Annotated in this window: 15 protein-coding genes and 2 pseudogenes; 10 read left to right on the top strand and 7 right to left on the bottom strand. The window is 61.6% G+C overall.

The features are described 5' to 3' along the window. The first annotated feature begins 605 nt into the window (after positions 1-605). The 7 genes from FVA80_RS08835 (at position 606) to FVA80_RS08805 (ending at position 7414) form a co-directional block, all read left to right on the top strand. Positions 606-1679, top strand: coding sequence for an IS481 family transposase (locus FVA80_RS08835; RefSeq protein ID WP_246692325.1), 1074 nt, complete (start codon positions 606-608; stop codon positions 1677-1679). After that, positions 1628-3172, top strand: a complete 1545-nt coding sequence (locus tag FVA80_RS08830) for an ISL3 family transposase (RefSeq protein ID WP_147910986.1) — start codon at positions 1628-1630, stop codon at positions 3170-3172. The genes FVA80_RS08835 and FVA80_RS08830 overlap by 52 nt, the downstream gene beginning before the upstream one ends. Positions 3173-3674: 502 nt before the next feature. Next, positions 3675-4088, top strand: coding sequence for a transposase (locus FVA80_RS08825; protein WP_147957819.1), 414 nt, complete (start codon positions 3675-3677; stop codon positions 4086-4088). Further along, on the top strand, positions 4085-4432 hold the full coding sequence (gene tnpB / locus FVA80_RS08820; RefSeq protein ID WP_091928781.1) for an IS66 family insertion sequence element accessory protein TnpB: 348 nt from the start codon (positions 4085-4087) through the stop codon (positions 4430-4432). The genes FVA80_RS08825 and tnpB overlap by 4 nt, the downstream gene beginning before the upstream one ends. Positions 4433-4543: 111 nt before the next feature. Next, positions 4544-6151 carry an IS66 family transposase gene (locus FVA80_RS08815; protein ID WP_147957818.1) on the top strand — a complete coding sequence of 536 codons (1608 nt, stop codon included), beginning with the start codon at positions 4544-4546 and terminating at the stop codon, positions 6149-6151. Next, positions 6109-6378 (top strand): hypothetical protein, encoded by a 270-nt coding sequence (locus FVA80_RS08810; protein WP_244540844.1) that lies wholly within the window; start codon positions 6109-6111, stop codon positions 6376-6378. Before FVA80_RS08815 ends, FVA80_RS08810 begins: the two co-directional genes overlap by 43 nt. A gap of 226 nt (positions 6379-6604) precedes the next feature. Further along, a complete protein-coding gene (locus tag FVA80_RS08805; protein WP_147910063.1) occupies positions 6605-7414 on the top strand; it encodes an IS5 family transposase in 810 nt (269 codons plus the stop codon). Between the two features lie 214 nt (positions 7415-7628). Here the strand turns inward: FVA80_RS08805 and FVA80_RS08800 are convergent, their stop codons facing one another. Next, complete coding sequence (locus tag FVA80_RS08800) at positions 7629-11957, bottom strand: glycosyltransferase (protein WP_147910062.1); 4329 nt, start codon at positions 11955-11957, stop codon at positions 7629-7631. A gap of 895 nt (positions 11958-12852) precedes the next feature. Between FVA80_RS08800 and FVA80_RS08795 the strand changes: the two genes are divergently transcribed. After that, the gene (locus FVA80_RS08795) at positions 12853-13470 is read left to right on the top strand and encodes a hypothetical protein (protein ID WP_147910061.1); all 618 of its coding nucleotides are present in this window, start codon (positions 12853-12855) and stop codon (positions 13468-13470) included. Between the two features lie 415 nt (positions 13471-13885). Here FVA80_RS08795 and FVA80_RS08790 read toward each other — a convergent pair. From FVA80_RS08790 to FVA80_RS30420, 5 genes and pseudogenes are all read right to left on the bottom strand, one after another. Further along, positions 13886-14476, bottom strand: a pseudogene (locus FVA80_RS08790) (IS630 family transposase); the annotation flags it as partial. Between the two features lie 6 nt (positions 14477-14482). Further along, on the bottom strand, positions 14483-15763 hold the full coding sequence (locus FVA80_RS08785) for an IS66 family transposase (protein WP_147910060.1): 1281 nt from the start codon (positions 15761-15763) through the stop codon (positions 14483-14485). Between the two features lie 64 nt (positions 15764-15827). Further along, positions 15828-17387: an ISL3 family transposase gene (locus FVA80_RS08780; protein WP_147910059.1), complete on the bottom strand. Its 1560-nt coding sequence runs from the start codon at positions 17385-17387 to the stop codon at positions 15828-15830. Positions 17388-17475: 88 nt separating this feature from the next. Further along, positions 17476-18456: pseudogene (locus tag FVA80_RS08775) on the bottom strand (transposase); the annotation flags it as partial. A 101-nt stretch (positions 18457-18557) separates the two neighbouring features. Next, positions 18558-18695, bottom strand: a complete 138-nt coding sequence (locus FVA80_RS30420; protein WP_187193632.1) for a hypothetical protein — start codon at positions 18693-18695, stop codon at positions 18558-18560. On the opposite strand from FVA80_RS30420, the gene FVA80_RS08770 reads away from it, so the two are divergent. After that, on the top strand, positions 18694-19728 hold the full coding sequence (locus FVA80_RS08770) for a hypothetical protein (RefSeq protein ID WP_147910058.1): 1035 nt from the start codon (positions 18694-18696) through the stop codon (positions 19726-19728). The two genes, FVA80_RS30420 and FVA80_RS08770, sit on opposite strands and share 2 nt — an antisense overlap. 167 nt (positions 19729-19895) lie before the next feature. Continuing rightward, positions 19896-20111 (top strand): transposase, encoded by a 216-nt coding sequence (locus FVA80_RS08765; protein ID WP_147910057.1) that lies wholly within the window; start codon positions 19896-19898, stop codon positions 20109-20111. A gap of 656 nt (positions 20112-20767) precedes the next feature. Here FVA80_RS08765 and cysC read toward each other — a convergent pair. Then, a complete protein-coding gene (cysC, locus tag FVA80_RS08760; protein WP_246692324.1) occupies positions 20768-21448 on the bottom strand; it encodes an adenylyl-sulfate kinase in 681 nt (226 codons plus the stop codon). Between the last annotated feature and the right edge of the window lie 295 nt (positions 21449-21743).

Raw genomic sequence — 21743 nt, 5'->3', positions numbered from 1 at the left:
TGACTCCGCGCTTTTTTGGGCGGCCTCAGTATAGGACCGGCATACCAGCATACTTCTCGGCCAATGTCGCGACTGCGCTCTTACGCTTAGACGACATGCCGCATTTTTTCCAGCTTGGCCAGCGCGCTTGTAACCCCGCGGTGGGCCCAAACCCCTTAGGCGTTTGGCGCTGTCAGCAGTTTCAACTGCTCCGCCGTGTCGACGGGCCGCGGGGCTGGCGCCGCAGGGTCCTTGCGGTACCCGCCGCGCTCCTCAGCGAAGCCGCTGTTGACGAAGTGTACCAGCGGGTTGTGGCCGGCCGCCGCAACGTCAGGATTCGTAGCGATATAACCCGATGTGCTGAACCCCGCGCTCGGATCCCAGCCCTCCTTCCAGCCGAGATGGGGGTAGTGATAGAGCGGGTCGAGACCTGAGGCTCGCACGTCCGAGTACCAGAAAAGGTTTTAGATTGGATCGAAACCAGGGAGCGGCGTGCGGACGAGTTTCGGGCGCAGGTCTAGTTGTTTGGTTGCGGAACGTCGTTGGGATGCGGCGCGTTGGGCGATCAAAGCCTATGCGTGGCGGTTTGCAGGTGTGCGCCGCCGTTCTTCCAGGAGGGCTCGCTGATGCTCGCCATCCATCCCCAAGCCCGCACCACCCCGGCTGTCCGCGCCGAGATCGCCCGCTCGTACGAGCGCTCCGGTGTGCTGGCCAAGCGCTACGGCGTGTCCACCGAGACCATCCGCAAATGGCGCAATCGCGGTCCCGATGCGTGTCAGGACCGCTCGGCTCGGCCCCACAAGCTGCCCTGGAAAGCCACCGATGAGGAGCGCGCCATCGTGTGCGCGCTCCGCCGCTCCACCGGCTTTCCTCTGGATGCACTGACCTTCATCGTCAGCCACTTCCTGCCACACCTGAACCGGGATGCGGTCTACCGCATCCTCAAGGCCGAGGGCCTGAACCGGCTGCCGCCCGCCGAGCAGGCCCGCAAGCCACACGGCACCTTCAAGGACTACGAGGTCGGCTTCATCCACGTCGATGTGAAGCACCTGCCCAAGCTGCAGGATCGCGACCGCGTCTCGCGCAAGCGCTACCTGTACGTCGCCATCGATCGCGCCTCCCGCTACGTGCACCTCGCCGTCAGAGACGACGAGACCACGGCCTCGGCGGTGGCCTTCCTCACGGACGCGCTCGGGGCCTTTCCGTTCAAAGTCACCCACGTGCTCACCGACCGCGGCTCATGCTTCACGGCCGATGCGTTTGAGGCCGCCTGCCAGCGGCACGGTGTGCAGCATCGCAAGACGCGTCCCTACACGCCTAAAACCAACGGCATGGTCGAGCGCTTCAACGGGCGCGTCCAGCGCGAGGTGCTGGGGATCACGCTCTACAGTCACGCCGACCTGGAGATCGTGCTGCGCGGCTTCAACGCGGCCTACAACGGCCGCCGGCAGCGCGTGCTCAAGGGGCTCTCGCCCGAGATGTTACTGCGCCAGCGTCTCGAAGCCGATCCCGCATTGGCCAACCCAATCTACAGACCGCCCAGTTCTACTATCATCAAACGCGCCCTCCGCGTCGTTGCCGATGCCAAGGAGGTCTCACATCCAGACAATTCGGGCGTTGGTTCACGTGGTGGCCCGAGGGCAGCGCTATGCCGATCTCGAACCCGTCGGTCCCGGACGGCCTGCACGTCGATGGTCTGACGCTGGACAAGTCCGGGTTGCTGATCACCGCCCGAACCACGGCAGCCCAAGCCTGCTGTCGGGTCTGCGGGCGGGCGTCAGTGCGGGTGCACAGCAGGTATTGGCGGACGTTCGACGACCTGCCCTGGCAGGACCGGTCGGTGACGTGGCGGGTGCAGGTTCGCCGCTTCCGCTGCGGCCATTGCCCGGGGCGGATATTTGCCGAACGCGTGCCGGGGCTGGGTGCACGCAAGGCGCGCCGCAGCGACCGGTTAGCCGCGGTGCAGACCGACATCGGCATGGTGCTGGGTGGTGAGGCCGGCGCAAGGTTGTCGCGGCGGCTGGCCATGCCTGTCGGCGGCGACACCGTCCTGCGCCTGATCCGTCGTCGCGGGACCGTACCGTCTCCGCCGCCGCGGGTCATCGGCATCGACGATTGGGCGTGGCGGCGCGGCCGGTCCTACGGCACCATCGTGTGCGACTTGGAGCGGCGGCGCGTCATCGATCTGTTGCCCGGCCGCTCGTCGGCACCGGTGCGGGACTGGCTCACCGCCCATCCGAGCGTGACCGTCGTCAGCCGTGACCGTTCGGGACCCTACGCCGAGGCCGCGCGCACGGGAGCACCGACGGCGACGCAGGTCGCGGATCGCTGGCACCTACTCGTCAACGCTTCCGAGGCCCTGCGCGGCATCGTCGAGCGGCACCAGTCCGAGATCCGAGACGTGGCGCACCGCGCCGTGCACGACCCCGCCGGCTCCCCTGATCTGGCGAAGACAGCGCCAACGAACGTGAGCAGCCGGCGACGCGACCGCTGCGAGGCGGCCCTGTGCCTCCACGACGAAGGCCTGCCGACCAAAGAGATCGCTCGCCGTCTCGGCGCATCCCGCAACGCCGTGCGCCGCTGGGTGCGGGCGGGCCGGTTCATGCCCTACCGCCGCGCACCGGGTTCGAGCCTGCTCGATCGCCATCTCCCCTTCGTCGAGGCACGCTGGCGGGAGGGCCAGCACAGCGCCACCGTCCTCCACCGCGCGTTGCACGCGCAGGGCTTCATTGGCAGCTACGACATCGTCCGGCGCTGGGCCTCACGACGGAGGCAGGATGCGCCTGCGCGATCACCGTCCGCCCGGGTCCCCTCGACGCGCCGCATCACCCGTTGGCTCACCGCCGACCCGGCCGCACTATCGCGGGAGGATCGCGCCTTCACCGAAGCGCTCTGCAGCGCCGCGCCGAAGCTGAAGCAGGCCGCCAAGGATATACGCGCCTTCGCCGAGCTCCTGCGCCAGAACGATCCCACCGGACTGACGACCTGGCTGGAAGCTGCAGCCGCGACCGATCTCGGCGGCTTCGTCACCGGGCTCCGGCAGGACGAGCCAGCCGTGCGCGCCGCTATCGTCGAGCCCTGGAGCAACGGCCCCGTCGAGGGGCAGGTCAACCGCCTCAAGCTGATCAAGCGGAGCATGTACGGTCGCGCCGGTTTCGATCTCCTGCGCCTACGCGTCCTGCATGCTGCATGAGCCGGGATCGGCAAAGCTTGATCGGATGCCAAACCTTCAGCACCGAAAGTGCGGAAGTACCAATGTTCAACGCTGTTTGACATGGTTACCTCCCATGTCGCCGATCGTTCGTCGACTGACCGAGACGGAATCACCCGAGGCAGTTGCGCACGCAATAGGGAGCGACCGCATCCTTTCGAACGCCTGCCCGAGCCACCAGCGCGCTTTTGTGCCTGGGATTCCGAAGCGGGGTGGCGCGACTCCCCGCATCCCTAAGTTCCGGTACCCGGTGCCCATCAGGCTGGGTCCGAACTTAATTGCATATCAGCTTGCCCGGCGCTGGTAAGATCAGGCGCTCCCACGCTCTGCGAGCAGATTGGGGCTGGCTCAAGCGATGACGGCGACCAGCCGCTTCAACCGTGCGCATCCGGCGAAGGCCGCCTTGTTTGGAGGTTTATCGGCGTCCAGCTTTTCGGTGATCTGATCCGGCATCGGTGCTGGCATCGGTGCTGGAGATGCTCGGATGGACGATGCGACCTACATCCGGCGCCGCCGCTGGAGTCCTCAAGAGAAGCGCGCTGTCGTGACGGAGTCTGTGACCAGCGGCAACGTGATCGCGACGGCCAAGCGCCACGGCATCCAGGCGCAGCAGATCTATCGCTGGCGTGAACGGCTGGAGGCGCGGCCGGCCTGTGGCGCTTTCCTGGCTGTGGCGGTCGCGTCGGATCCAGGGCCGTCCAGTCCGGCACCGCTGTCGGCACCGGTGCCGGCATCGCTGCTGGATGACACGAGCAGGGATCGGGATCCGACATCGCGGCCGGAGCGGTCGCCGCGGGTTGAGATCGTGCTGTCCGCCGGGCGCCGGATCATCGTCGAAGGCGGCGTCGAGGTCGACGCGGTGCTTGCGTTGGCGCGGGGCCTTGAGGGCTTTCGATGATCCCGGTTCCGCTTGGGGTGAAGGTCTGGCTTGCCACTGGCCACACCGATATGCGGAAGGGGTTCGCCTCACTGGCGCTGTTGGCGCAGGAGGTGTTGAAGCGTGATCCGCTCGGCGGCCACGTCTTTTGCTTCCGCGGGCGCCGGGGCGATCTCTTGAAGGTAATCTGGCACGACGGGCAGGCGGCGAGCCTCTACGTGCGACGGCTTGAGAAGGGCCGCTTCCTATGGCCCTCGCCAGCCGACGGGGTCGTCGCGATCACGCCCGCACAGATGGGTTATCTGCTCTCCGGGATCGACTGGCGCAATCCGGTGGAGACCTGGCGTCCGACGGTGATCGGATAGGCCTTTTTGCTTGCGTTTGCAGGAGGATGTGATTCCCTCACCGTCGTGAGCGCCGCCCCTTCATCGCCGACTTCGCCCTCGCTTCCCGCCAATCTGGCGGCGGCTCATGCGATGATCCTCAGCGAGCGCCAGGCCAGGATCGAGGCACAGACTGCAGCGTCCCACGCCGTCGCCGAAGCGCTGAAGGCAAAGGCCGCGGCGTCCTCCACCGAAGCGATGATCGCCCACCTCAAGCTGATGATCCAGAAGCTCAGGCGCGAGCTCTACGGCCAGCGATCGGAGCGCACGGCGCGGCTCATCGACCAAATGGAACTGCAGCTTGAGGAGCTGGAGGCCAAGGCTACGGAGGACGAACTCTCGGCAGAGGCTGCGGCGCTGCAGGCCTCGTTGCCGGCTCCGGCGCTACGCCGCCGTCCATCACGCAAGGCGTTCCCGGAACATCTTCCGCGCGAGCGGGTCGTGATCGCAGCGCCTTCGTCGTGCCCGTGCTGCGGCTCCATGAAGCTGTCGAAGCTCGGCGAGGACGTCACCGAGACCCTGGAGGTGATCCCACGCCAGTGGAAGGTGATCCAGACGGTCCGGGAGAAGTTCACCTGCCGCGCGTGCGAGGCCATCTCGCAACCGCCGGCGCCCTTCCATGTGACCCCACGCGGCTTCGTCGGGCCGAACCTGCTGGCCATGGTGCTGTTTGAGAAGTTCGGTCAACATCAACCACTGAACCGCCAAAGCGAGCGCTACGGCCGCGAAGGCATCGAACTCTCCGTCTCGACGCTCGCCGACCAGGTTGGCGCGGCAACGGCAGCGCTGGCGCCGTTGCATGAGCGGATCGCCAGGCACGTGATGACGGCCGAAAGGCTGCACGCCGACGACACCACAGTGCCGATCCTGGCCAAAGGCAAAACCGATACGGGCCGGATCTGGACCTATGTCCGCGACGACAGGCCCTTTGGCGGCGCCGATCCGCCGGCGGCGCTCTACTTCGCCTCGCGCGACCGGCGGCACGAGCATCCGGACGCGCACCTCGCGGCATGGTCCGGCATCCTCCAGGCCGACGCCTATGGCGGCTACAACGGGCTCTATGATCCCGCGCGTCCGAGCGGACGGGTCACGTCGGCGCTGTGTTGGTCCCATGCCCGTCGCGGCTTCTTCGAACTCGCCGACATCGCCGCGAGCGCGCGGCGTAGCCCTGGCGCCGCGCCTGTGTCACCGATCGCCCTGGAGGCGGTTACGCGCATCGACGTGCTCTTCGCCATCGAGCGCGAGATCAACGGTCTGAGCGCCGACGCGCGTCGCCAGGTCCGACAGGAGCGGAGCCGCCCGCTCGTCGAGGACCTGCGCACCTGGCTTGGTGAGCAGCGCATCAGGCTCTCGCGCTCGGCGACCGTCGCCAAGCCGATCGACTATATGCTCAGGCGCTGGGACAGGTTTACCTCATTCCTCGACGACGGGCGGGTTTGCCTCACGAATAATGCCGCCGAGCGGGCGCTCAGAGGTTTTGCCCTCGGTCGAAAAGCATGGCTGTTTGCAGGCTCCAGCCGCGGCGCCGAGCGTGCCGCCGCAATAGTGACGCTGATCCAGACGGCAAGGCTTAACGATGTCGACCCACAGGTCTGGCTCGCCGACGTGCTGGCCCGCATCGCCGGGCATCCGATCCATCGACTCGACGACCTGCTGCCGTGGAACTGGTCCCCGCCGTCGACCAGGGCAATCGCAGCCTGACGATGCACATCAACAAGGTCCATGCCGTCAGGACCTTGGCGCTCGTCGCAAGGGAGCTCGGCGAAGATGCGGACTGGCTCGCCGATATCGCTACCGATCTGGAGCCCGAAGACGGGCTGATCTGGGTCTACGATCCGCAGTACCCTGACGGAACCATGGCCTTCTCAGACTTTGGTATCGAAAGTCTCCGTAACCTCATCGAAGTCCACCGCAGCGCGCCGAAATAGGACCCCCGCGGCCCACGCCGGATGAATACCTTCAACCCTACCGCATTGCGCATTGCGCATTGGGCGTTCTGGCTTCGCCCGGCACCTTTCGTCGGTTCAAGCGCCAGCAAGGATTAACCCATGCCCCGCGGCCATCTAAGAGCCTGTTTGAGCCCCTCAACCGGCCGCCCCCATCTGTCTTGTGTGCAAACACAAATTCCGCCTAGCGGGGCGGATTGGAGAGCAGATGTGGACGGACCGACATCAGACGCGTCATGAGGCACGCCTGAAGAACATGGTGCTGCAGACGGGCCTGGACGAGGTGGCGCGCTTCCTGGAGCGAGCGGATCCGCCAGGTCGTCCGGAGGCGATACCGGCGCGCCGCGTGCTGGCCGCGATTGCCTGGCACCTGCGGGTCGGCGGAGCATGGCGGGCGTTGCCTGCGGGCTTTCCGCCCTGGCGCTCGGTCTATGGCTGGTTCCGGCGCTGGATCGACAAGGGTCTGTTCGAGAGCCTGATGCGGGCTCTGGCTCGCCGACAGCGGCGGCGGTGTGGACGCCGGTCGGAGCCACGGCTGGCGATCATCGACACACAAAGCGTCAAATGCATCAGCGTGCGCGGGCCGCGCGGCTACGATGCAGCCAAGAAAGTCGTCGGGCGCAAACGTGTGGCCCTGGTCGATGCCGAAGGCCACGTCCTGGCGCTCGCGGTCCTGCCGGCCAACGTGCAGGATCGCGATACCCTGCCTACCCTCGATGACGGCAAGGAGCAGTGGCCCAGTCTGCGCTTGGCCATCCTCGACGGCACCTTCGCGGCCGAGCGCTGCCAGGACTGGTGCAACATCCACGGCATGCGCCGCCGCATCGTCGAGAAGGAACCCGATCAGAAGGGCTTCGTCGTGCTGAAGCGGCGCTGGGTGGTCGAGCGCACCTTCTGCTGGCTCAGCCACTGGGCCGGCCTCCATCGCGAGCGGGCCGGTCGCCTGGATGTCGCCACGGGCAGGCTCGCCTGCGTCGCCAGCCTCATGGCCGCCAACGCCCTCTACAATCCAGTCTGAGAGCCGTCCTCAAACAGGCTCTAAGAAACCCTGCCTGCACGATGCGGGACCCGCACAGCGAACTTCGCCGCGACCGTTGTTCGAGTAATGGGCGCCACCGCATCATCGTCAAGAGCCACAAGGTAGGACTGGGTAGCCCTGTAGAAGGCGGCACCAAATTCAGCAGCTAAATCGCCGTGTAAGATTGCTAAAGGCAGAAAACAAGTCAAATCCTTCATGCTGAAGCTCCAGTAAATCCGATCGGCTCATATAGTGGAAGCGCCTTTAATTGCTCACCGTACCAACGACTCCGCGTGGCGCAGTAGGGTTCTTTAAGTGTCATTCTCTCTCGATCGAGTGGCATCAAGTCGTGGAACGGCCGCTCGATTACAAAGTTCACATAGGGAGTTACAGCGATGAGCCACCCGTCACGATCAGCCAAAAAGCCCAATACAACGGCAAGGCTACTCGCGTTAACAGATGTTCCGCTTCTCTCCATAAGATCGAGCGCCGTAACTAGCCTGTCGGACCGAATTACGACATCAAGCAGCGGAGCTACATCAACACAGCGCTGACAGTACAACGCTCCGTGATAGCCGCCGTCGGCTATCGGCGCCCCCTGATGCAAATCAATCACGCCCGCTTCCGTAAAGACGCCCCCAGACCACGCGACCTGGCCGTCCGAGCGGCTAAGCAGGCCACCCACAACGCCGACACGCTTCTCCCAATGGGCAGCGGCTGACAATGCCAATAGATCCGTGTCTCTCACGACCGGGTCTTGCGAAGTTAGGAGGGCGACCCACCCACCCGCGCTGGCCATGGTACGCAGCATAGCAGCCCGCGCATCAACGGGCGACCGCCAGAAATCAAGCGACGAGGCAATTTCGACGGCAGCCAAAGGAGAGGTGGCCGCAAGAGACCACATTCCGGTTTGTGGGCCGAGGGTGTTGGGTTCCACCCTTAGCTCAGCGGATAGGGACCGTTCGGCGATCGCCCGTTCGAGCACAAATCGCTGCGAGTTGACGGCTTCGGGCTTAGTGCCAGTCGAGACCGAGGCCGTTGAGCCCGGGTTGATACGCCAAGCGTAGAGCAACTCTGGCACATGGACTGGCTCAAGCCCAGCCCCAATGGATCGGAATGTCGTATCCCAATCGTGACACCAAGTAGCCCGCGGATCGGAGTAAGCGTTGATAGACCGAAGAAAACCTGTTTTAATCATCATCAAGTGCGTCACGTAGCAGCAGTTTGTAATCTTGATAATATCAAAATCCGACTTGAAGAAAGGGCTAAACTTGTTTGATCGCACGTCTGATTTAAATTCGTCTGAGTAGAAAATCAGCTTTCCAGGATTCGCAGCGGAAGCCTGGGACAAGATTTGCAACGCATCGACCGTGATGAAATCATCCGAATCCATGGGGACGAACCATTCCCCCAGCGCCGCGTCTAGGAGAACCTTCTGCGCGCCCACGATGCCGACGTTCCGACCGAGACGGATTACCCGCACGTCGCCCCGTTTCTCGACATTTTCGAGCCAGCGGAGCGTATCGGTGCTCGTCGATCCGTCGTCAACAATCAGGATCTCAAGATTACGGTAAGTTTGCATGAGCGCCGACGTGAGCGCTTCCTCCAATTGTGCGGCCGGGCCGTTGTATACCGACATCCCAATCGTAATTAGGGCATCCTGCTCGATTAGCGCGCCCTGCGTACGATTAGAGATGCGCCGATCTAGCCATCGCTCGAAACAGATTGGGTCTGAAAATTGACCGCGCTGCCTCGGCCATTTGGGTACGAATGCAGGGTTCCTCTGATCGAACTTACCGTTGAAGTACGGATCCTTGAGCGCCGGCCACCGACGGAAAAGTTCCTCCTTCTCGCACTTGAATGTTCCTGTCTTCGACGCGCTTTCGTAATGATAAACGTGCACATTCGGATCTACCACACAGCTGTACCCGGCATCTCGCAAGCGGAGACAGAAATCTACGTCATTGTAATTCAGCGGGAGACGAACATCGAAGCCGCCCAATTCCATGTAGAGAGCCCGACGGACGAACATCATCGCGCCGGTGACGCCGAACACTTCACGGCGATAATTCAGGTAGCCATGTTCACCGAAATCGCTCTGGCGCTGCATAATACCAGCGTGAGATGGTCCCTGTTCCAGCAACATTACTCCGTCGTGTTGTACTCTTCCATCTTCGAAAAGGCATAACGGAGCGGTTGCCCCAACCTCGGGGTGATGTTCCATAAACCCAATAAGCAGACCGCCCCCGGCCAGAGTAATTGCTTCCACGTCATCATTCAGCAGGCAAACGAATTCTCCAGAAGCACATTCGACCCCCAGATTGATTTTCTCGGCAAGGTTGAAAAGCTCAGCCTTATATTCGACGAGCTTAACACCGTCCACCGCTTTCAGAGCCAAGACCTGTGAATCGCTAAGATTCCCATTGTGAACGACTATATATTCCCGTAGCTCATAAAAATTCGCATTTTCCAAGCTTTCAATGCAATTGAGCAACAAGTCAATGGGTGCTCCTCGGACGTTTCGAGATCCGCCCGCGGTCGGGATAACATACGAAAGCAAGGCCTTCTCTGGTGGTAAGGGGTAGTCCACGCGCCAGAAACCGGGCGACAGTCCTGGCTTAACGACAGCGCCTGGTGCACGGGCCTGCGCGGCCTCGCGTACTGCGGCCTCTTGGGCGGCGATCACACCATCTTTTGCGTCAAGCCGCAGAGCGGTCGATCCCTCTATGGCTCGCCAAAGGTAGGCGATGCACGGGACATGAGCCACGCGCGGCGCTTGCGCAGCTGCACGGAGCGCCATGTCATAGTCCTGGGTTCCGTCAAAATTCGTGCGGAATCCACCCAGCCCACGCAAGAAAGGCAGTTTGTAGACAGTTAAATGCCCAATATACATGGTGTTTTGGAGCAATACCGGCGACCAGTCTGGCTTAAGAAATATGCCGTAAATAGAATAATCCGCCGTTAATTTACATTCATCGGTGTAGATCATGTCGAACGGCCCGTTCGACATGATCTCGTCTCTCACACATCCTAATGCGTCGCGTGCTAATACGTCATCATGATCGACGAGGCATGCATAATCTCCGAGCGCCGCGTCGACGGCCCGGTTAGTTGCCGCCGAAATCCCTCCGCCTATAGGATCGCAACACAGGATCACCCTCTCGTCATTCGCCGCAATTTCGTGGAGCGTTGCAAGCGTATCTGAACGCGTTGATCCGTCGTCGCTGATTATCCACTTCCAGCCAGAGTACGTTTGGTTGCGTAAGCTTTGGTAAAGCTCCCGCAACCACACCGACTTAGTGTTATATGTCGGTGTCAAGACCGAGATCACAAGGTCGACATCTGAGCTTGATCTAAGTTCATCAGCATTTAGATTGCATAGATCAAGAATAGTAAGCGCGTCCGAAGCGCTGCCTTCACGCAGAATAAGTGGACAGACTTCGCCCTTTGCCCGACCATAACGCAGCCAGCGTTCCAGAACCCCACGGGCACCGCGGGCGTCTCCCGATGGCCGTTCGAGAAGCCATGAATTATCAAACTTAGGATGTGGTGATCGTCCCTCAAAAGCCCCATCGTTTAGGAAGTGGGTCAAGGCGTTGAGGCCGGATTCAGCGATGTCCGGGTAGACCTCAAGATACCATGCGATGTCGAACAACGCGCTAGGCGAACGTCCTTCTTTCGCTCCAAATTCTATAAAGTGACAAAGGGCATTCTTCCCGTGTGCTGCAATATCACCGTACCTTGCAAGGTAATAATCGTTGTCAAACAATGGATTAGGAAATAAATTGCGCTCGCCGCTATGCAAATAATGCGCTAGAGGGGTGGAAAAATTTGCACAATTCGGATTAATTTTGGCATACCACGATGAATAGAACAAGGGATGCGGATCCCTTCCCTCTACAGCGCCGCACTCTATGTAGTGAGTCAGTGGGTTGATTCGTTCAGACGTTACGTCCAGATTCTTCTCGAGATACCAAGCCGTATCAAACACGGGTGTAGGGTTGAATCCGTTGAGTGATCCGTACTCGATATAGTGGACTAGAGGCGAGGTTTCCGGATCCATATGATTTCGGTAAACGTCCAGGTAATATTTGCCGTCAAAAAGTGGGTTTGGCCACCGCCCATCCCTCCAGCCAACCCTGATGTAGTCACTTAATGGATTGTCGCCGTCAGCAATGAGATGTCCATAGCGCTCGACGTACCAGGATGTATCGAAAAGCGGATGCGGCCTGCGTCTCTCTCGCCATCCGTGGCGAATAAAATGAAGCAGCGGATTGAACTCCGCGTCCGCGACATCTGCATATTGCTTGAGATACCATGCGCCATCGAATAAGGGGTGGGGAGATCTTCCCTCCAAACCGCCAAAATTCAGATAGTGCTCCAATCCGCCTAGACTGGCAGCAGCAACGTCAAGATTGCGGGATTCGTACCAATCCGTTAAAAATAGCCCCGAGCGCTGGAGGTCTGCAATTTCAGAACCCCATACAAGCTCTGTGGGCGACGAGACGTCAGCATGGTCTATCGCTGCCGATTCTGTTTTCAAGAGAGACAATCGCTTTCTCGCTTCTATTAGTTATGCTTCCACTCGTCCGGCGCCTACTATCGACTCATCGGCAAGGCGCTTCAGATCCGCGCTCACAAGCATTTTAGCTTGTTCGCTTGAACAGCATCTTGTCCTTGCTATTTCATGGATACTCGATCAACCATTTTGACGCCCGCTCAACATACTCTTTCAATCCGATGTCGACGGGATAGCCACATTATTTCGATTCAATTTCAACGTTTGCGCGTTTGTCAAAAAAATAGGGTGCACCGGTACAACCTCACGCTCTGGGCTCCGTTAACAGCTTGGAAGGCACTTCGTCTACCGCCGATTGGCCTGGATCGGCTTGCGCCGCCCCTTGGTGCGGCGCGCATGCAAACCCAATACTACGACCTATGCACGGCCGCTTATCACCAGCGACGAGTAGCTCGCGCGCCTCTTCAAGAGACGTCTCTCCCGCGCCCTGACCGCCGGCACTTCGCACTTCCATTTCGCCACAGCCGGCCGTGGGCCACAGACGGTGTTGCGGTATCATCACACGACGGCGGCTATGTGGCGGACTTTACCTCTCTGCTTCGTTTCTGCAACTTGAGATAAGCAGGCTTAGGACCTATGGCTAGCAAAACGCGAGTTGCAATCTGTGGGATCGCCGGCTGCCTCATAGTGGGCGGGGCCTCGATGAAGCGGGTGAATCTTACGAAGCCTATTAGGTTGGAATTTGCGACGCATAAAAACTGAGAGGCAGCTAGAAATGCTAATTGGTAGTTACACGCGCAATGTCACGCTGGAGACAAAAATATACTATGTACATGTTCCGAAGACCGCCGGAACTTCTGTGAATGTTTTGTTTAGAAATATTTTTGGGGCGATGAGGTCGGTCTTTCACGCGGAGTCGATGTTACTTCCTGCGCCAAGTCGCGAGGCGAACGCGGAACTCTGCAGAAGGAAGAACTTTGTTTCGGCTCATCTTCCTTTTGACTTTTTCGCTGTCCACTTCCGGCCATTTGGATACAAATCCATCGTAACAATTAGGAATCCAGTTGATCATCTAAGATCACAAATTGCTCATATCGTGCGTGATAAGACCGCTCTGCATGATGAAGAACAAATTTTTATTAAGAAATCGCTGGCGAAAGATCCCAATAACTTTATTGCGTCGGCAACACGAGAGCGGCTTGATTTTCTCAGAGCTATGCAGAGCAGGACAATTTTTGGATCGAGCAATGATCGAATTGGCAACCACGCCCTCGATCGGGTATCTTGGATCTTAGAAAATTATGATAGTGTCGTGCTTACAGAAGATGCGGACGATCTTCATCGATATATTACAATTGAAGGAGACAAGCTGGAATTCCCGCCACCGAATGAAAATTTGCGACCGGCATCTCAGGAAATAGAATTGGATCTAAGTGATAAGGTTTTGGATCTTCTCGAATCGGACTTTATTATTTATGAAGAAATCAAGAAAATCAATAATATATCAAATAAATACTGGAAACAACTGATTCGTTAATATTCTATGGTCTAACACGTTTATTTATGTGGCCATGCGCCGTGACTTAACGGTCGGTGTTCCGTTATTTATTTGTGCCTGTCAGAGGTTTGGGAGTTATTTGGTTTGTATCCGGCGGCGTGTAGCTGAGACTGGTTGCTTTCCGCAGCTGCTCTGCAGGTTACGGGTCGGACCCAGCTGACCCGCAACAACAAAATGAGCCGCCGTTTTGTGTGCGGGACCGCGACTGTGCGCGATGCTTCTGCACACATGCGTCGTCAATTCGCCCATCGCGCTGCGGCCGCAGGTTCGAGGCTGCCAAGATGCGGCTGGCATGCTGCTCGCCTCCGGGTCCACGCTTGAGTTTGCTGATTGATCCCTCAGGTATATCGAGCTGCTGAGTGAGATCATCTTGCGACAACTCTAGTGCACTGACTCAGACGGGTGGTTCATGGGCTCGATTGAGGGCGTCGAAGATGGCGGCGGCGGGCTTGGTCCAGACGAAGGGTCGTGGGCTTTGGTTGTGCTCACCGATGTAGCGTTTGATGGCGGCCTGTAGGTCGACGATGCCGGTGAAGGTGCCCCGTTGGAGACGGCGGCGCGTCAGCGTGGAGAAGAAGCCCTCGACTGCATTGAGCCAGGAAGCCGAGGTCGGTGTGAAGTGGAACGTCCATCGTGGGTGGCGGGTGAGCCAGGCGCGAACCTTCGGGTGCTTGTGGCTGCCGTAATTGTCGAGCACCACGTGGATCGCCTTGCCCGCTGGGACTGCCGCCTCGACGGTGTTGAGGAAACGGATGAACTCACCGTGGCGATGGCGCTGCATGCAGCGGCCGAGCACCGTGCCTTCCAGGACGTCGAGGGCGGCAAACAAGGTCGTGGTGCCGTGGCGGGTGTAGTCGTGCGTCTGAGCAGCGGGATGCCCGGGTCCGAGCGGCTGGTTGTCAAACAGCGTTGAACATTGACCCTGGATCGGCGTCGAACTTTGGCTCTGACTCACTTTCGCTGTAATTACCCGGGCCTTTGACGGCGAGGATCAGGCGCTGACGGTCTTGAGGATGGTGCCGAAGGGGGTACCGCCTGTGAGGCGCGCGGTATCGACGACGGTGCGGATGGCGGCCTCGCCTTCGGCAGCCCACATCGCGCGGTAGCCGTTGGTCATCTTCCGCTGGATGACCGCCGGGCGCAGCAGCCTCTCCGAACCGTTGTTGGTCGGTCCGACCGCCCCGGGATGGGCGAGGAAGACGAGGAGCTGAGCGCGGGCCCGTCCGATCTTGGCCTGCAGATCGCAGGTCAGGTCGCAGCCGCTCGGCGTGGCGAGGATGGCCCCGAGTTGTCGGTCGAGGCTCCGGCGCTTGGCTTCCAGGGTCGAGGTGGCCAAGGTGGTGACGCGCTCGGCCAGGGCGAACACGGAGGCCAGCCAGAGCTGCAGACGCCAGGGCACCGGATCGTCGCTCGCCTCGACGACGTAGGCGATGTCGCGGGCGAGATGGGCGAGGCAGGTCTGGTGTTGGGCCGCATGGCCCTGCTGGGCGGTGTAGCGGTCCGAGATCCAGACTGCGGGCCGGTGGCCGTCCATCATCTCGCGCACCACGACGGCACCCCGCGTCGGCGAGGCTTGATGAACGACCGCATCGGCCGCGTGGAAGACCCAGTGGAAGGCGTTGCTGCCCTCGATCCGCACGCCGGTCTCGTCCGAGGCGACCACCGCGGCCCGGCGTAGCGTCGAGACGGCCTCCTCGCGACCGGAGCGGAAGCGCCTCTGCGCGCGCTGGAGCAGGTTCATCAGCCCGCCCTGGCTGAGGGTGAGACCGAACAGGTCCGACAAGGCCGCCTGGAGCCGCTCGTAGGACAGCGCCTGGAAGGTCTTCAGATATGTCGCCACCGCATGCAGCCGTGGGCCGAACGGCGTGCCACGGGCCGCCTCTGGCGCCGGCGCGACCATCCGCGCCCCGCAGGTCGGGCAGTGCACGGCCAGCCGCCGATGCTGCGTCACGACTGGGGCCACCTCCGGCAGCTCGATCCGCTCGGACACGCTCACGAGTTCGGCGGGAAGATCTCCGTGCAGGGCGCCACCGCAGCACGCGCAGCGGTCGGGACGATGCTCGACGACTGCGTCGGGATCGTCGCTCATCACCCGGCTGTGGTCTTCGTGCCCGGGCTTGGCCCCGCCGGGCTTGGATTGCTCCCGCCGCTCCTTGCGGTCGGTCGCGGGCGGCTTCGAGGAGGTGCGCGAGGTCTTCTCTGGACGCTGCAGCCGCAGCACCAGCTCAATCAGTTCCTCGCGGCTCAATCGCTCAAGATCGCTGCGACCCATCCGTCGAGGGAATCAGCGAAACCCGACCCGCGCAAGGGGGTGGGTAATTACCTTTCGCTGATCATCAAGGCTTGAGGCCTATCAGGCGAGCCTGCAGCAGGTCGATCTTGCCGCGGCCGTACATCTGGCGCTTCACGAGCTTGAGCTTCGTGACCTGTCCTTCGGTCTGGCCGTTCGACCATGGCAGCGTGATCGCGGCCTGAACTGCGGATCGGTCCTGACCGATGCCGCGCGCGAAGGAGGCGACGAGACTCGCCTCGGCCCGCCTGAGCCATCCTTCAAGCCGGCCGGGTTCGTTTCCTCGCACCATCGTCTGGAAGGCGCTGACTACCTCGCGTGCCTCGACCAGCTCCGGCACCCCTTCCTCGACCGCGGCCACGGTCAGCGTCTCCGCCCTGGTCAACCGGTCGCGATCCGTCGTCAGCAGACGTGCCAATGTTCGCGCCGACGGCACACGCTGAAGCCGCTCGATGTTGGCCTGCTCTGCGCGCCGGCGGCGCGTCGCCCATTCCCCAACCACGCGGAGCGATCCTCGGAAGCCCTGCGCCTTCGCCATTCGCCAGAGTTCGGTGGCGTTGCGGCTGCCTGCGTCCCACTGGGCGTCGAGCCAGGGCATATAGGCGTCGAGCGAGCTCTGGCGGACCCGGAAGACGTCCGTGCGCTCGCCGCGCAGGACTGCACGCACCATCATGCGACTGTGGCCCAGGCGCTGGCCGATCCGGCGAATCGGAACGCCTGCTTCCGCGAGCGCGCGGATGGCCGCGTCCGCCTCTTCCCTCCGCAGGTAACCCTCGTACTGGATACGCTCAGCCGCAGTGAGGAGCGCCGGATCAAGGGTGGCCGCGCCGACGACCTCGCGAACCTGACGCATCGACCTGCGCACGGCGTCGAGGAAGCCGCGGCTGGCGTTCTCCATGAGGTGCCAGCGGTCGGCGACCTGGATAGCCTGCGGCAAGGCGCGGGCGATGGCCTCACCATATCCGCCGCCACGGTCGCGGGCGATGATCTGGATCGAGGTGTTCTGCTTCAGCCAGGTCTGCGCGGTCGCCTGCTCGCGATCCGGTAGGAGCGCCACGATGCGGCGGCGTTCGAGATCGCAGACCAGGGTGCCGTAGCGGTGGTTGCGTCGCCAGGCGAAGTCGTCGATGCCGATGACGTCGAGCGGATCGGACCGTGTGGCCGCCCGACGGCGGATGACGCGCAGGAGCGTGTCGCGACTGACCGGCAGCATGAGGCGCTGGGCGAGACCCGCACCGGGCCGACCACCGAGGGCTAGACCAAGGTGATGGACGATCTGCTCCAGCCGCGAGGTGCGTCGCGCGAAGGCGGGCAGGAACTCGTCGGGAAAGCGCTCGGCGAAGATCGTCCGCTCGCAGGCCGCCGCATCGCACCGGAAGCGTCGTACAACGACCTGGAGCTCGACGCGCCGGCCACCGAGCGGCAGGTCGGCGGCCCGACGTCGGTAGCGGCTTTGAATGCGACGCGAAGGGGTCCGGCAGTTTGGGCAGGCCGTCACCACGGCTCCCGACCTCACGACCAGACCGATGCGGTCAGTGCCGACGTCGAGATGATCGACGATGAATCCAGTGGGTACGAGGCTCGATGACCGGAAGTGAGGGCGCATGCTGCGGCTCCAACATGGATATCCGCAACCTCAACGCCGCCAGCATCAGCGAGAGTGAGTCAGAGCCAAAGTTCGACGCCGAAACACACTCTCGCGGCTTGCGCCCGAGATGAGCGTGGACGTCGTCCACGAGCGGCACGAGGGCGCGGGCGTCGGCGGCGTTCGTCACGAGGCGGTGCGCGACGATCACCTGATGCGCGGCATCGACGGCGATCTGCCCGTTGTAGCCCTGCACGAACCCGTCGCGGGTGGGCAGGATGCGGCTGTCCGGGTCGGTGAAGTTGCGCTGGGCCCGGTCGGGCGGACCGCCGTCCTCACCGCGCAGAGGCCGCCCCTGCCAACGCATGCCCGAGGATGCACCCGGCCCGCTCTCGTCCTCGGGGTTGGGCGGGTCGACCGCTTCCGCCTCCAGGGCAGCCTTGGCGGCACGGATCGTCTCCAGCCGTCGCTGCTTGTCGGCCATCCAGTCCGGCGTCTCGTCCCCACGACGGGTCGCACCCTGCGCCTCATCCTCGGCCACGTCCGCCTCACGCGCCTGCTCCAGCCAGGCATCGACCTCGGCGGCCAGCGCTGGCTCGGCTGTCTTCATGCGTCCGTAGCTCATCGCCTTGTGGCGGGAGGCATTGGCCTTCACCTTGGTGCCGTCTACCGCCACGTGGGCGAACTGGACCAAACCAGCCGCCCGACACAGACGCAGCACCTGTACGAACAGGTCGGACAGGGCCACGAGGTGGCGCTTGCGGAAGTCGGCGATGGTTCGGAAGTCCGGCCGGTTCAGCCCGGTCACCGCCATGACGTCGGCCCGCTCCTCGCAGGCCCGGGCGAGCTGACGCGAGGAGTACAGGCCGCGGCTGTAGCCGTAGAGCAGGAGCGCCACCATCATGCCCGGATGGTAGGGCGAGTAGCCGCGCTCTTCGCTGTAGATGTCGAGGATGGCCGAAAGATCGAGCGCTTCCCGAACCGTGTCGCGGACGAAGTGCGCCATGTGCCCGGGCGGCACGAACTCGTGCAGCCAGGGCGGCAGCAACCAGCCCTGATCCACATCCCAGGAGCGAAACACCTTGGCCATGAGCCGAGTGAATCACCCCCAGGCCCCGCCGTCGAGAGGATTACTCGGACGGGCTCCTAGTAGCCATCTCAGAGAGCTATCGCAGCCTGCTCCAAGCTCCATCAGGCCGGTTTGGTGAACGCCATTCGAACTGGGCAGTCAACTTTAATCCATGCGGCAACCGATTCCTCGCGATCTATCGGGAGCCGCCGGTTCGGCAGATCACCCACGATGTGGTCAACCTGGGCAAGCAGGTCCATGTCAGCGATCGTCACTAAATCCGTGGTGTCCGGCCCGCGGCCTGCCTTGAGGTTTGATATGCGCAACCACTTTAGGATCGCCTTCCTGCTCGCACTCGGCGCTATGGTTCTGCCGGTTGCCGCCCTTGCCCTCGACACACCCTCAGCGTCACGAAGACTTTCCACAGGACTGAGCAGTGCGCAAGTAGACAGCACCTACAGCGCGTCTTCACCGTCGATGCTCGCTACCTACGGATACCAGCGGGTGCTAACGTCCTTGTGGTTTGAGGCCGAAGCGAAGAGCGCCACACAAGCCGAGCAGGCCGGGGTATTCCGGATGACGTCCACGACCGGCAGGCCTGGGGACGTGAAGAGCTACAAGATGGCGCTCGGCGCGGAAACAACCTGCGGTGTCGGGTCTTCATCGTGTTGGGGTATGTCAGTCATTGGATCATTTAACCGAGGCTACTCGACAAAAAACCATCAGGTCGCGTTTGAGGTCGATCACAACAATCTGACGGGCACGAACTGCTTGGAGGCTGACTATGGGATCGCTGGCAATGTGCCTTGTGCCTCGCTGGTCATAACCGGCTCGGGAAGCAGCCAGATCACCGCTGCGCTCGATATTCAGGGCAACAACCAATCGCATAATGCGATCCAGATAGACACAGCCGGCGCGTCGCTTTCCACGCTGCGCAATTATGCTAATACGCAAAATCTCGCATATGATACGGGCTCGCACATCAACGGCGTTTTCCTCAACGGTACTTATTCGAAAACCGCGATCTACTCGCCAGGCTTCACGGTAAACGGGACAGGCGACGTGGTGGCCAGAGCCGTGTCGGCCGAGGGAGACGTAAGTTCTCGATATGGGCGCCTAACGCCCGTAATCTACCGGACGGTTGCGGCGCAGCGCCCTTGCAATATCGAAAACCAAGGGGTCACGGCCTACATCAAGGACAGCACGACCGCGAGTTTCAACGCCCCGATTTCAGGCGGTGGGTCAATCGCAATTGGTGTCGTGTGCAATGGAGCCGACTACGTGGTTCACTGAGCGGCCCGCCAATGATCGTGAAGTGGCACCCGAAATAATCGTACTGGGGCTAACGCATTTGGAATTGTGTGCCTATGGCGGACCCTATGGTGAGTTCTGACGACCCACCCCGCGCCGAGCGCGTCGAGGCGATCACCATGATCCAGCGCTGGACGTAGCAGGAGAAGGTGCGTCTCGTCGAAGAGACGTATCTGCCTGGCCAGTCCGTCTCGCTCGTCACCCGCCGCCATAGGCTGAACGCCAACCCGCTGTTCACGTGGCGTGGTCTGATAGAGCGCAGCGCGTTGACGGTTGCCGGTGCCAGCGAAGAGGGGGTGCCAGTCTCTAAACTGCGTGCTGCCCATCAGCAGATCGGTGAGTTGCAGCGGGTCCTGGGCAAGTAGACGCTGGATATCGAGATCCTGCGCGAGGCGATGGAACGGGTCGCCGCCCCCAAAAAGTTGCCGTTGCGCGTGACCTCGTCGCCGGGAGACGAATGTTGAGCGTGGCGGCTTCGGCGTTAGGCATGTCGCGCCCGCACCTCGCCTCCAGTCGGCAGACGCATCCCGACACGATCGAGATCTGGCGCGATGCAGGCGGCAACATCGAACTGCGCCCCGCCACGACCTACCCGTTGCCCGTGACGCTCGCGGCATTTGCGACCGCCCATCTTAACTGGCTAAACCACGAGGTCACGCTTCGAGACCGATCGCGGACCGGGCGGAAGCGTGAGGCTCCGCCAAGGCCACGCTTGTCGGAACTCGCTGATGTCTCAACTCGACCAAACGTCACTACTTCTCCGGTTGGTTCTCGCCTGCGATGAACACTCGCACAACTCCGCCGGTGAAGAGGGATCGAACTAGGGCTTCCGATCCGTTCTCGACCGGCCATACCTTGATGATGACACCCTGGATTTCGCCATCGTCCGAGCGATAATCCTGCCCAACGTCGAGACGTTTTCGATTAAGCTTCACGTTCGCCCCCGATGTCGCGATCGCTCACGCCACGAGGATGACAAATAAGTGTATCCGTGTGTGATTTCTACGGCAAACCGGTAATATTAGGCTACGTCATGCACTGTGTTGAATTCACAACTGCGTGATCTGCGCTGCATTGCTGTAGTCGGCAGACCGGCGGAGGAGTGAATCAACTTAGGGATGAGCAATGCGGCAGACTGATGAATGCTGCATCCCTCGGTCCGAATGACCACATCTGGCGCTTGAGGAGCTTCATAAGGTGCGGAGATACCGGTGAAATTTGGGATCTCGCCGGCTCGAGCCCGATGATAGAGCCCCTTAGGATCGCGTGTTTCACAGAGCTGAATCGGCGTATCGATGAAGACTTCGAGAAAAGTGATGTCATCCGCGATGCCGCGCGCCATCGCGCGCTCTTGCCGGAAAGGGGAGATCAGCGATACGATTACCACTAAACCTGCCTCGGCCATCAGCCGCGCGGTCTCAGCTGCGCGGCGGATGTTCTCAACGCGATCGGCGTCGCTGAAGCCCAAGTCTTTGCTCAGGCCGTGACGCAGGTTGTCTCCGTCGAGCACCATCGTGTGCCGTCCGGCTTGGATCAGAGCACGGTCTACGGCGTTGGCGATGCTCGACTTGCCGGCACCAGACAGACCTGTGAACCAAGCGATCAGTGGACGCTGCTGTAACGAACGCCAGCGTTCTTCTTTAGGCTGCAGCGAGTGCCAAGTGAGATTGCGGGTGCCCACGTTTCCAGATCGCTCGTTCATCACGGTGCAGATCATACAACTTTAAGTCAGATTACACCCTTTTGTGGTAAAAAGTGCGCCAAAATTGTCACTTGGCCATTTATCAATCCGTCGACCTCGGTAGGGAACTCGACAACCATATGCGCTTACAAGCGTTTTCCACCTGAGTATGTGGTTATTCCAGGAGGAGCGTGGCGATCAAACGGCCTTTCTGGCTCTTGGATGAGGCGTCGCGCGGATGATTCGCACCTTACCCATGGCCAGCCCGGCAGACGGCAAAACGACCGGCGGGCGATCAGCGGCGTAAGCATCCGGC

Source organism: Methylobacterium sp. WL1 (assembly GCF_008000895.1).
In the GTDB taxonomy this organism is placed as follows: Bacteria; Pseudomonadota; Alphaproteobacteria; order Rhizobiales; family Beijerinckiaceae; genus Methylobacterium.
The sequence above is the reverse complement of the archived record's forward strand: the minus strand, read 5'-3'. Positions and strand labels throughout refer to the sequence as shown.

Coding starts and splice junctions, on each gene's coding strand:
- FVA80_RS08825 (WP_147957819.1), top strand. CDS start 3,675: ATGGACGATGCGACCTACATCCGGCGCCGCCGCTGGAGTCCTCAAGAG.
- FVA80_RS08830 (WP_147910986.1), top strand. CDS start 1,628: ATGCCGATCTCGAACCCGTCGGTCCCGGACGGCCTGCACGTCGATGGT.
- tnpB (WP_091928781.1), top strand. CDS start 4,085: ATGATCCCGGTTCCGCTTGGGGTGAAGGTCTGGCTTGCCACTGGCCAC.
- FVA80_RS08835 (WP_246692325.1), top strand. CDS start 606: ATGCTCGCCATCCATCCCCAAGCCCGCACCACCCCGGCTGTCCGCGCC.
- FVA80_RS30420 (WP_187193632.1), bottom strand. CDS start 18,695: ATGGACCTGCTTGCCCAGGTTGACCACATCGTGGGTGATCTGCCGAAC.
- FVA80_RS08815 (WP_147957818.1), top strand. CDS start 4,544: ATGATCCTCAGCGAGCGCCAGGCCAGGATCGAGGCACAGACTGCAGCG.
- cysC (WP_246692324.1), bottom strand. CDS start 21,448: ATGAACGAGCGATCTGGAAACGTGGGCACCCGCAATCTCACTTGGCAC.
- FVA80_RS08795 (WP_147910061.1), top strand. CDS start 12,853: ATGTTACTTCCTGCGCCAAGTCGCGAGGCGAACGCGGAACTCTGCAGA.
- FVA80_RS08780 (WP_147910059.1), bottom strand. CDS start 17,387: ATGCGCCCTCACTTCCGGTCATCGAGCCTCGTACCCACTGGATTCATC.
- FVA80_RS08805 (WP_147910063.1), top strand. CDS start 6,605: ATGTGGACGGACCGACATCAGACGCGTCATGAGGCACGCCTGAAGAAC.
- FVA80_RS08770 (WP_147910058.1), top strand. CDS start 18,694: ATGTCAGCGATCGTCACTAAATCCGTGGTGTCCGGCCCGCGGCCTGCC.
- FVA80_RS08785 (WP_147910060.1), bottom strand. CDS start 15,763: ATGGGTCGCAGCGATCTTGAGCGATTGAGCCGCGAGGAACTGATTGAG.